This is a genomic window from Frankia sp. Cppng1_Ct_nod (assembly GCF_920656135.1).
Lineage (GTDB): Bacteria > Actinomycetota > Actinomycetes > Frankiales > Frankiaceae > Protofrankia > Protofrankia meridionalis.
In genome coordinates this window covers 1-10,585 of sequence record NZ_CAKKTK010000063.1, presented here as the reverse complement: position 1 = coordinate 10,585, position 10,585 = coordinate 1, and the positions used below count along the sequence as shown (strand labels likewise).

10 protein-coding genes are annotated in these 10,585 nt (G+C 71.3%); 9 read left to right on the top strand and 1 reads right to left on the bottom strand.

Annotated elements, in window-relative coordinates:
- The coding region (locus tag NBW77_RS16645; protein WP_250279987.1) for an RCC1 domain-containing protein at positions 1 to 810 on the bottom strand (810 nt) is incomplete at its 3' end.
- A 151-nt stretch (positions 811 to 961) separates the two neighbouring features.
- On the opposite strand from NBW77_RS16645, the gene argC reads away from it, so the two are divergent.
- From argC to NBW77_RS16600, 9 genes are all read left to right on the top strand, one after another.
- Entirely contained in the window at positions 962 to 1,990 is a 1,029-nt protein-coding gene (gene argC, locus NBW77_RS16640; protein WP_250279986.1) for an N-acetyl-gamma-glutamyl-phosphate reductase, read from the top strand.
- Positions 1,991 to 2,048: 58 nt separating this feature from the next.
- Positions 2,049 to 3,200 carry a bifunctional glutamate N-acetyltransferase/amino-acid acetyltransferase ArgJ gene (argJ, locus tag NBW77_RS16635; RefSeq protein WP_131747554.1) on the top strand — a complete coding sequence of 384 codons (1,152 nt, stop codon included), beginning with the start codon at positions 2,049 to 2,051 and terminating at the stop codon, positions 3,198 to 3,200.
- Positions 3,197 to 4,222: an acetylglutamate kinase gene (gene argB / locus NBW77_RS16630; RefSeq protein ID WP_242605956.1), complete on the top strand. Its 1,026-nt coding sequence runs from the start codon at positions 3,197 to 3,199 to the stop codon at positions 4,220 to 4,222. The genes argJ and argB overlap by 4 nt, the downstream gene beginning before the upstream one ends.
- Complete coding sequence (locus NBW77_RS16625) at positions 4,219 to 5,418, top strand: acetylornithine transaminase (protein ID WP_250279985.1); 1,200 nt, start codon at positions 4,219 to 4,221, stop codon at positions 5,416 to 5,418. The genes argB and NBW77_RS16625 overlap by 4 nt, the downstream gene beginning before the upstream one ends.
- Positions 5,415 to 6,398 carry an ornithine carbamoyltransferase gene (argF, locus tag NBW77_RS16620; protein WP_131747553.1) on the top strand — a complete coding sequence of 328 codons (984 nt, stop codon included), beginning with the start codon at positions 5,415 to 5,417 and terminating at the stop codon, positions 6,396 to 6,398. Before NBW77_RS16625 ends, argF begins: the two co-directional genes overlap by 4 nt.
- Positions 6,395 to 7,000, top strand: a complete 606-nt coding sequence (gene argR / locus NBW77_RS16615) for an arginine repressor (RefSeq protein WP_131747552.1) — start codon at positions 6,395 to 6,397, stop codon at positions 6,998 to 7,000. Before argF ends, argR begins: the two co-directional genes overlap by 4 nt.
- Before the next feature lie 71 nt (positions 7,001 to 7,071).
- Positions 7,072 to 8,274, top strand: coding sequence for an argininosuccinate synthase (locus NBW77_RS16610; protein ID WP_131747551.1), 1,203 nt, complete (start codon positions 7,072 to 7,074; stop codon positions 8,272 to 8,274).
- Entirely contained in the window at positions 8,271 to 9,725 is a 1,455-nt protein-coding gene (argH, locus tag NBW77_RS16605) for an argininosuccinate lyase (protein ID WP_250279983.1), read from the top strand. Before NBW77_RS16610 ends, argH begins: the two co-directional genes overlap by 4 nt.
- Positions 9,707 to 10,471, top strand: a complete 765-nt coding sequence (locus tag NBW77_RS16600) for a DNA-3-methyladenine glycosylase (protein ID WP_131747550.1) — start codon at positions 9,707 to 9,709, stop codon at positions 10,469 to 10,471. Before argH ends, NBW77_RS16600 begins: the two co-directional genes overlap by 19 nt.
- The last annotated feature ends 114 nt before the right edge of the window (positions 10,472 to 10,585 follow it).

The window sequence follows — 10,585 nt, the reverse complement described above, 5'->3', positions numbered from 1 at the left end:
GTCGCCCCAGGCCCGCACGGTGCCGTCGGAGCGCAGCGCATACCCGGTGAAGAAGCCGCCGGCGATGGCGGTGACGCCGGTCAGGCCGGAGACCGCCACGGGTAGCGAGCTGCTGGTGGTGGTGCCGTTGCCCAACTGGCCGAGGCCGTTGTAGCCCCAGGCCCGCACGGTGCCGTCGGAGCGTAGCGCATACCCGGTGAAGCCGCCGCCGGCGATGGCGGTGACGCCGGTCAGGTTGGAGACCGCCACGGGTAGCGAGCTGCTGGTGGTGGTGCCGTTGCCCAGCTCGCCGTCGCCGTTGTAGCCCCAGGCCCGCACGGTGCCGTCGGAGCGCAGTGCATACCCGGTGTAGAGGCCGCCGGCGATGGCGGTGACGCCGGTCAGGCCGGAGACCGCCACGGGTAGCGAGCTGTCGGTGGTGGTGCCGTTGCCCAACTGGCCTTGGCCGTTGTAGCCCCAGGCCCAGACGGTGCCGTCGGAGCGCAGTGCATACCCGGTGAAGAAGCCGCCGGCGATGGCGGTGACGCCGGTCAGGTTGGAGACCGCCACGGGTAGCGAGCTGTCGGTGGTGGTGCCGTTGCCCAGCTCGCCGTCGCCGTTGTAGCCCCAGGCCCGGACCGTGCCGGTCCGGTGCCGGATGCCCCAGCCGGGGGTCACCCCGGCAGCGGGCAGACGCGCACGTACCGCCGCGTCCATCACCGCCGTCCGGCCCCCGGCCGGGGACCCCATCGCCGTCGCCGGCAGGAGCACCACCCCGACCGCGGCCATCACCGCCGTCCACACCCCGACGCGCCATCGTCGACCAGACATCCCCGCTCCTCCGCTTCCTGATCCGGTGGGTGTCGTCACCCACAGCTAAACATCGCGAAGAGTAGTTGGATTGTGTCGTTGAGTGTTCGCATCGCCGCGTGCGTTTCCTTGTGTTGCATGACCATGATTGAGTATGTATAAGTTTTCAGTCATGGGGATGACAGCCGCGGTTGCCGGGGCAAGTGGCTACGCAGGTGGGGAGCTGCTCCGTCTGCTGCTCGGGCATCCAGACATCGAGATCGGCCCACTGGCGGCGGGTTCGTCGGCCGGTCTGGACGTCACCGACATCCACCCGCACCTTCCCGATCTCGCCGGCCGGGTCTTCGTCGACACCTCGGCCCTCGCCGGGATCGACGTCGACATCGTGTTCCTCGCGCTCCCGCACGGCGCGTCGGGCGCCGTCGCCCAGGCGCTGCCGGACGGCGTCCGGGTCGTCGACCTGGGAGCGGACCACCGACTCGCCGACGCCGACACGTGGCGCCGGGTCTACGGCGGCGACCACGCCGGCGCCTGGACGTACGGGATGCCGGAGCTACCCGGAGCGCGGGAGGCGATCCGGGCCAGCACCCGGGTCGCGGCCCCGGGCTGCTACCCCACGTCGGTCACGCTCGCCCTCGCACCGCTGCTGACGGCCGGGCTGGTCGCCACCGAGGACCTTGTGGTGGTGGCGGCCAGCGGCACCTCGGGCGCCGGGCGGTCGCTGCGGGCGAACCTGCTCGGCAGCGAGGTCATGAACGACCTCACCGCCTACAAGGTCGGCAACCACCAGCATCGGCCGGAGATCCTCCAGGCGCTGCGGGGGGTCCTCGACGCGCCCGTGTCGATGTCGTTCACCACGGTGCTGGCGCCGATGCCGCGTGGCATCCTCGCCACCTGCACCGCCCGCCTGCGACCGGGCGTGGGTGGGGACGAGCTGCGCGACGCGCTACACGCGGCCTATGCGGGCGAGCCGTTCGTCCGGGTCCTGCCGCCGGGACGCTGGCCGCATACGGCGGCGACGCTGGGCGGCAACGCCGTCCACCTGCAGGTCACCGCGGACGACGAGGCCGGCCGGGCTGTTGTCGTCGCCGCCGTCGACAACCTGTGCAAGGGCGCGGCGGGGCAGGCGCTGCAGTGCGCGAACCTCATGCTGGGGCTGGCGGAGACCGCCGGCCTGACCGCCCAGGGAGTCGCCCCATGACCCGTGTCACAGCCGGTAGCCATCCACACGCAGGAGGAGTGACCGTGAGCGTCGGATCATGAGCGTCACAGTCCCGGCGGGGTTCCGGGCCGCGGGAGTGGCGGCCGGGCTCAAGCCGTCCGGTCGTCCCGATGTCGCGGTCGTGGTCAACGACGGCCCGTCCGACACGGCCGCCGGCGTGTTCACCCTCAACCGGGTGCAGGCCGCGCCGGTGCGGTGGTCCCGGCAGGTGCTCGCGGACGGTCGGTTGCGGGCGGTCGTCTTGAACTCCGGAGGCGCCAACGCCTGCACCGGTCCGGCCGGCTTCGCCGACACGCATGCCACCGCCGAGCACACCGCCGACCTGCTCGGCATCGGCGCCGGTGAGGTCGCCGTGTGCTCGACCGGGCTGATCGGGGTGCGGCTCCCGATGGATCTGCTGCTGCCCGGCGTGGCCAAGGCGGTCGCCGAGGCGTCCGTGACCGGGGGTGCCGCCGCCGCCGAGGCGATCCGGACCACCGACACGGTCAGCAAACAGGCGGTGCGTGCGGCGGGTGGGGTGACGGTCGGCGGTATGGCCAAGGGTGCGGCCATGCTCGCACCGGCGCTCGCCACGATGCTGGTGGTGGTGACCACGGACGCGGTCGTCGACCCGCCCACCGCGGACCGGCTGCTGCGGGAGGCCTGCCGCACCACCTTCGAACGGGTGGACTCCGACGGCTGCATGTCCACCAACGACACGGTGCTGCTGCTGGCCAGCGGGGCCTCCGGGGTGAGCGTGCCCGCCGGGACGCTCGGCGGGCTCGTCGCCGACACCTGCGCCGATCTGGCCGGTCAGCTGCTCGCGGATGCGGAGGGGGCGACCAAGACGATCGCGATCACCGTGACCGGCGCGGCCGGCGAGGCGGACGCCCTGGAGGTGGGCCGGGCGGTGGCGCGCTGCAACCTGCTCAAGTGCGCGCTGTACGGCAACGACCCGAACTGGGGCCGGGTGCTCGCGGCGGTGGGAACCACCCGCGCGGCCTTCGAGCCGGACGCGCTGGATGTCGCGATCAACGGGGTGTGGGTGTGCCGTGGCGGCGCCCCCGGCGAGCCGCGTGAAGGTGTGGACCTGACCGGCAGGGAGGTCTCCATCCGGGTGGATCTGCATGCCGGCGCCACCGAACTGACCGTCTGGACGAACGATCTCACCGACGGTTATGTCCAGGAGAACTCGGCGTACTCCACATGACCGCCGCGCCGCAGGCCCAACGGCCCCCCGCGCTCGCCCGGGGGCACGCGGCACTGGCCAAGACGACCGTCCTGGTCGAGGCGCTGCCATGGCTGTCCCGCTTCCACGGTTCCACCATCGTGATCAAATACGGCGGTCACGCCATGACCGACCCGGCGCTGCGCGAGGCGTTCGCCGCTGACGTCGTGTTCCTGCGGTACGCGGGCCTGCGGGTGGTCGTGGTCCACGGCGGCGGGCCGCAGATCACCGCCCACCTCAACCGCCTCGGGGTCGAGTCGGTGTTCGCCGGTGGGCTGCGGGTGACGACGCCGGAGACCATGGAGATCGTCCGGATGGTTCTGGTCGGTCAGGTCAACAGGGATGTCGTCGGGCTGATCAACGATCACGGTCCGTTCGCGGTGGGCCTGTCCGGTGAGGACGCACACCTGCTGATCGCCCGGCGGCGGCCCGCGATCGTCGACGGCCGCGAGGTCGACATCGGCCTGGTCGGCGAGGTCGTCGAGGTCGCGCCCGGGACGGTGACCGCGCTGCTCGACTCCGGCAAGGTCCCGGTGGTCGCCACCGTGGCCCGAGGTGTCGACGGCGGGGTGTACAACGTCAACGCCGACACCGCCGCCGCCGCGCTGGCCGCCGCGATCGGCGCGGCCAAGCTGGTCATCCTCACCGACGTCGAGGGGTTGTACGCGGACTGGCCGCACAGCGACGAGGTGATCAGTGAGCTGACCGCGGGTGAGCTCGCGAACCTGCTGCCGACGCTGACCAGCGGGATGATCCCGAAGATGGAGGCCTGCCTGCGCGCCGTGCATGGCGGCGTTCCGCAGGCGCACGTCCTGGACGGCCGGGTGGCGCACGCCGTCCTGTTGGAGGTCTTCACCGACGATGGTGTCGGCACCCTCATCACGCCGGGGGCCGCGCAGGCGGACCGGGGCGTGCCGGGCAGCCTCCCACCTGGCGGTTTCCCGCCGGACCGCACCGCGACGCAGGTCACCCCAACAGACAGCTCTATCGAAGGAGCCCCGTGAACGCCGATCTGCTGGACCGCCGGGACGCGGTGATCATGGCGGCCTACGGTCGCCCACCGATCGCGCTCGAGCGTGGTAAGGGCACCCGGGTGTGGGACGCGGACGGGCGGGAGTACCTCGACCTGCTCGCCGGCGTTGCCGTGAGCGTCCTCGGGCACTGTCATCCCGCGGTGCAGGCGGCTGTCACCGAGCAGATCGGACGCCTCGGCCACGTGTCCAACCTGTATGTGAACGAGCCGCAGGTTGCCCTGGCCGAGCGGCTGCTGCGACTGCTGGACGCCGAGGGCCGGGTGTTCTTCTGCAACTCGGGGGCGGAGGCCAACGAGACGGCCATCAAGATTTCGCGGCGGACCGGACGCGGTGAGATCGTTGCGACCGAGGGGTCGTTCCACGGGCGGACTCTCGGCGCTCTGTCGATCACCGGTCAGCCGGCGAAACGGGCGCCCTTCGAACCACTGCTGCCCGGTGCCCGGTTTGTTCCCTACGGGGACGTCGACGCGTTGGACGCGGCGGTCGGCGACCGCACCGCCGCGGTGTTCCTGGAGCCGACCCTGGGCGAGGGCGGCGTGGTACCGCCGCCGGCCGGCTACCTGCGGGCGGCCCGTGACATCTGCGACCGCGCGGGCGCACTGCTCGTCCTCGACGAGGTCCAAAGTGGCATCGGCCGGGCCGGAACCTGGTTCCTGCACCAGGCCGAAGGCGTGGTCCCGGATGTCGTCACGCTCGCCAAGGGGTTGGGCGGCGGTCTGCCGATCGGGGCGTGTATCGGCTTCGGCCCGGCCGGTCGGCTCCTGCGTCCCGGTGACCACGGCAGCACGTTCGGCGGTGGACCGGTCGTCTGCGCGGCGGCGCTCGCGGTTCTCGACACGATCGAGCGGGACGGGCTGATCGCGAACGCGGTGGCGGTGGGGCAGGGTCTTGCCGACGGGATCCGCGGTGCCGGTGCGCCCGGCGTGGTCGGGGTCCGGGGCCGTGGGCTGTGGCTCGCGATCGAGTTGGACTCGCCGTTCGCCGGTGCCGTCGAAACCGCGGCCCGCGAGGCGGGTTTCCTCGTCAACGCGGTCGCCGCGAACGCGGTGCGGCTCGCCCCGCCGCTGGTGCTGTCGGCCGCCGAGGCGGGCGAGTTCGTGGCCGCGCTGCCGGCAATCGCGGGTCGGGCACTGGCCGCCACCGAACGTTCTAAGGTCGGCGCATGAGGGTCCGACACTTTCTTCTCGACACCGACCTGACGCCGAGCGAACAGGCCGCCATCCTCGACACGGCGGACCATCTGAAGGCGACTCGGCGGTCGGGTGCCGGTGCGCCCGGACCGTTCGCGGGCCGTTCGGTGGCGCTGCTGTTCGAGAAACCGTCCACCCGTACCCGCCTGTCCTTCGACGTCGCGGTGACCGAGCTCGGTGGGCATCCCGTCGTCCTCGACGCCGCCACCACCCAGTTGGGCCGGGGCGAGACCGTCGAGGACACCGCGGCGGTCTTCAGCCGGTACGTCGACGCGATCGTGATGCGGACGTTCGCGCAGGACCGGCTGGAGCGGTTGGCCGCGTCGGCTTCGGTGCCCGTGGTGAACGCTCTGTCCGATCATGCTCATCCGTGTCAGGCACTCGCGGACCTGCAGACGATCCGGGAGTTCAAGGGCGGGCTCGCCGGGCTGACCCTGGCCTACCTCGGGGACGGCAACAACGTCGCGCACTCGCTGGTGCTGGCCGGCGCGCTGGCCGGGATGCGGGTGCGGGTGGCTTCGCCGCCCGGGTACGAGCCGTTCGAGCAGGTCCTGCGGCAGGCCGGTGAGATCTGCGCGGCAACCGGCGGGGATGTGGTGGTGACGCACGACGCGCTGGAGGCCGCGGCCGGCGCGGACGTGCTCTACACGGACGTCTGGGCGTCGATGGGCCAGGACACCGAGACCGACAGCCGGTCGCTGGTCTTCCAGCCGTACCGGCTCGACGAGAAGGCGGTGGAGGCCGCCGATCCGGAAGCGATCGTCATGCACTGCCTGCCGGCACATCGTGATCTTGAGATCGCGGGTTCCGTCCTGGACGGCCCACGGTCGGTCGTCTTCGATCAGGCGGAGAACCGGTTGCACGCGCAGAAGGCGCTGCTGTCCTTCCTGCTGGAGCACGCCGACGCGGCGCGACAACCACCTGCGCGGACGCCGGCAGACAAGGCCGTGCGGTGAACACCCGGGCACCCGAGGCATCTCGCCCCGTCGTCGTGCCGCTGACCAAGCACGCACGCCAGGCGAGGCTCGCGGCTCTGCTCGCCCGGCAGACGGTCCGGTCGCAGACGGAGCTGGCCCGGCTGCTGTCGGCGGAGGGAGTTCAGGTCACGCAGGCGACGTTGTCGCGGGACCTGGAGGATCTCGGCGCGACCAAGATACGCGGCCCGGACGGTGCCCTGGTCTACTCCGTGGACGTCAACCTGGCGCCGGCCGAGTCGGTGCGGCTTCCGCTGGGCAGGCTCTGTGAGGAGCTGTTGGTCTCGGCCGAGGCCAACGGTGACCTGGTGGTCCTGCGTACCCCACCGGGCGCGGCGCAGCTGTTCGCCTCGGCGCTGGACAGGGCATCGCTGCCGGAGGTCATGGGCACGATAGCCGGGGATGACACGGTCCTCGTGGTCTGCCGGCCGGCCCCGGCCATGGTCGGCGATCCGGTCGGCGATCCGGTCGGCAGCGGCGGCGGGCCTACCGGGCCGGAGCTGGCCATGCGGTTGCTCGGCCTCGCCGAAGGGCGGACCCGCGGTCCGCTTGCCAGCCTGCCCGAGCCCGCCCCGTCCGCCTGACGATGCCGGAAACGGGTATGGACGGAATGATCATTAACTTTCGATATGGATCCGAGAGAGGTTGATCTGTAGTGACCGACCGCGTCGTGCTCGCCTATTCGGGTGGCCTGGACACGTCCGTGGCCATTGGTTGGATCAGCGCCGAAACCGGCGCCGAGGTCGTGGCGTTGGCCATTGACGTCGGCCAGGGCGGTGAGGATCTTGAGTTGATCCGGCAGCGTGCCCTGACCTGTGGGGCGGTGGAGTCCGTCGTGGTCGACGCACGGGAGGAGTTCGCCCGCTCGTTCGTCGCCCCGGCCATCCGCGCCAACGCTCTCTACATGGATCGCTATCCGCTGATCTCGTCGCTGTCGCGGCCGATCATCGTCCGGCATCTCGTCGAGGCGGCCCACACCTTCGGCGCCGGGGCCATCGCCCACGGCTGTACCGGCAAGGGCAACGACCAGGTGCGTTTCGAGGTGGGCGTGATGGCGCTCGCCCCCGACCTGTCGGTGCTGGCACCGGTCCGCGACTCGGGTATGACCAGGGACAAGGCGATCGCCTTCGCCGATGAGCGCAACCTGCCGATCGATGTGACCGCGCGGTCCCCCTACTCCATCGACCAGAACCTGTGGGGTCGGACGGCCGAGTGCGGTGTGCTTGAGGACCCGTGGGTCGAGCCTCCGGCGGACGTCTTCGTCTACACGGCCGACCCGAGCGTGCCACGGGAACCGGACGAGGTGACGATCGGTTTCGTCGACGGGTTGCCGGTTTCGCTGGATGGCCGCACGCTGCCCCTCGTCGATCTGGTCGCCGAGCTCAACAGGCGGGCGGGTGCACAGGGTGTCGGACGCATCGACATGATCGAGGACCGGTTGGTGGGGATCAAGAGCCGGGAGATCTATGAGTGCCCGGCGGCGATCACCCTGTTGACCGCGCACCGCGATCTGGAGGACCTCACCCTCGAGCGTGACGTCGCCCGGTTCAAGCGGGGGGTGGACCAGCGCTGGAGCGAGCTTGTCTACGACGGCCTGTGGTATTCGCCGCTGAGGACCGCGCTCGACGCATTCATCGACTCCGCGAGTGCGCGGGTCACCGGGGACGTCCGGATCCGGCTCGCCGGCGGCGTGGCGCAGGTGGTGGGACGGCGCAGCGAGGCGAGTCTCTACGACCACGCGCTCGCGACCTACGATGCCGGTGACCAGTTCGACCAGCGTGACGCCCGGGGCTTCATCGACCTGTGGGGCCTGCCGACCAAGGTGTGGTCCGCCCGGGAACAGCGGCTGTCCCGGTGAGCACCCCGCCATCCCCGCCGCCGCCATCCCAGTCGCCGGTACCGCCGTCGCCGACCCGGTTGTGGGGCGGCCGTTTTGCCGGTGGCCCCGCCGAGGCGTTGGCGCGCCTGTCGGTGAGCGTCCAGTTCGACTGGCGACTCGCCCCGTATGATCTTCAGGCGTCCGGCGCGCACGCCCGGGTGCTGCGCCGTGCCGGTCTGCTCGACGACGACGAGCTCGCCGCCGTCCTGGCCGCGCTGGACGACCTGACGGAGGCGGTGCGTACCGGGAGTTTCCGGCCGACCGTCGATGACGAGGACGTGCACACGGCGTTGGAGCGAGGTCTGCTCGAACGGTTGGGGACCCTCGGCGGCAAGTTGCGGGCGGGTCGCAGCCGCAACGACCAGGTCGCCACGGACCTGCGGATGTACCTGCGGGATCACGCCCGCCAGGTGGCCGCCCGCCTGGTCGACCTGCAGCTGGCCATCGTCGACCAGGCAACGACGCACGTGGACACCCCCGCCCCGGGGATGACTCACCTTCAGCATGCCCAGCCGATCTCGTTCGCCCACCAGTTACTGGCCCACGTCCATGCGTTCGTCCGTGACGTCGACCGGTTGCGGGACTGGGATCGCCGCGCCGCGGTGTGCAGCCTGGGAGCGGGGGCACTGGCCGGGTCCTCGCTCCCACTGGATCCGCAGGGGGTGGCGCTGGAGCTGGGCTTCGACTCGGCGTTCGCCAACTCGATCGACGCGGTGTCCGACCGTGACTTCGCGGCCGAGTTCCTGTTCGTGGCCGCGTTGATCGGTGTGCATCTGTCGCGGCTCGGCGAGGAGATCGTCCTGTGGACCAGCCGTGAGTTCGGCTGGGTGGAGCTCGACGACGCTTTCGCGACGGGTAGTTCGATCATGCCGCAGAAGAAGAACCCGGACGTCGCGGAGCTTGCGAGGGGCAAGTCCGGGCGGTTGGTCGGTGCACTCACCGGACTGCTCACGACGCTGAAGGGTCTGCCGCTGGCCTACGACCGGGATCTGCAGGAGGACAAGGAGCCGGTGTTCGACGCGGTCGACACCCTGCTGCTGGTCCTGCCTGCGACGGCGGGGACCGTGGCGACCATGCGGGTGCGACGTCAGCGTCTCGCCGAAGCGGCCCCGGACGGGTTCGCGCTGGCGACGGACGTGGCCGAGTACCTCGTCCGGGGCGGGGTGCCCTTCCGGGAGGCACATGAGGCGGTCGGGCAGCTCGTGGCCTGGTGCGTCGCCCACGACGTCGACCTTGACGAGGTCGGTGACGCCGAGCTCAAGGCCATCAACCCGCGGCTGACCCCCGAGGTGCGCACGGTCCTGTCGGTGCGGGGGGCGCTGGACGCCCGCTCGGCGCCGGGTGGGACAGCACCGGTGCGGGTACGCGAACAGCTCGCCACGCTGACCGAACGACTGCGGGTGGACCGCGAGTGGGCGAACGGTTTCTGAGTGTCCCAGGGCGGCCGTTCTATGACCGGCCGCCGCTGGATGTCGCCCGTGATCTGCTGGGCGCCCAGCTTCACCACGGCGGGATCGCCGTCCGGCTGACCGAGGTCGAGGCCTACGGCGGCGGCGGCGATCCCGCCTCTCATGCGTTTCGGGGCCCCACGCCGCGTTGTGCGGCGATGTTCGGCCCACCCGGGCACGCCTACGTGTACTTGATCTATGGCATCCACTGGTGCATGAACGTCGTGTGCGGGCCGGCCGGCGAGGCCGCGGCCGTCCTTCTGCGTGCCGGAGAGTCATGTGCGGGTGGGCCATGCGCAGGGGACCCGGTCGAAGGCGTCGATGCGGCGGTGCGGCGCCGGGTGCGACCCGCCTCGACCGATTTCGCCCGGGGGCCGGCGCGGCTCACCCGGACGCTGGGGATCGACGGGTCCCTGGACGGCACCGATCTGACCGGTGAGGACGGCGCGCTGTTCCTTGCCGCTGGTGTCGGCATCGCCGATGCCCGTGTTGCGCGCGGACCCAGGGTCGGGGTTGGTGCCGCCCACGACCGGCCCTGGCGGTTGTGGATCGTGGGGGAGCGGTCGGTCAGTGCCTATCGACCCGGCCGCCGACGGGCCGTACCACGGGTTGCCGTACCGGACCCCGGCAGCGGATCCGGTACGGCGGGGAATCCTCCCATATCAGACAGCAGCGTCAAGGAGGGTTTTGAAGGATGTGACGTAGCTCACAGATCAAAAGGCCCTTGACGTTTGACGACCCCCCGCGGTCACCCGTAATGTTCTCCTTGCCGGCGGAAAGCCGGGAGACACCGGGGCTAAGTGGTTCGCTCTGGTGGCCCCGATCCCCTGGTCCGATGCTCC

What these genes read in the sequence shown, in the direction of transcription:
- argC (WP_250279986.1), top strand. Translation starts at nt 962, where the DNA reads ATGGGGATGACAGCCGCGGTTGCCGGGGCAAGTGGCTACGCAGGTGGG.
- argJ (WP_131747554.1), top strand. Translation starts at nt 2,049, where the DNA reads ATGAGCGTCACAGTCCCGGCGGGGTTCCGGGCCGCGGGAGTGGCGGCC.
- argB (WP_242605956.1), top strand. Translation starts at nt 3,197, where the DNA reads ATGACCGCCGCGCCGCAGGCCCAACGGCCCCCCGCGCTCGCCCGGGGG.
- argF (WP_131747553.1), top strand. Translation starts at nt 5,415, where the DNA reads ATGAGGGTCCGACACTTTCTTCTCGACACCGACCTGACGCCGAGCGAA.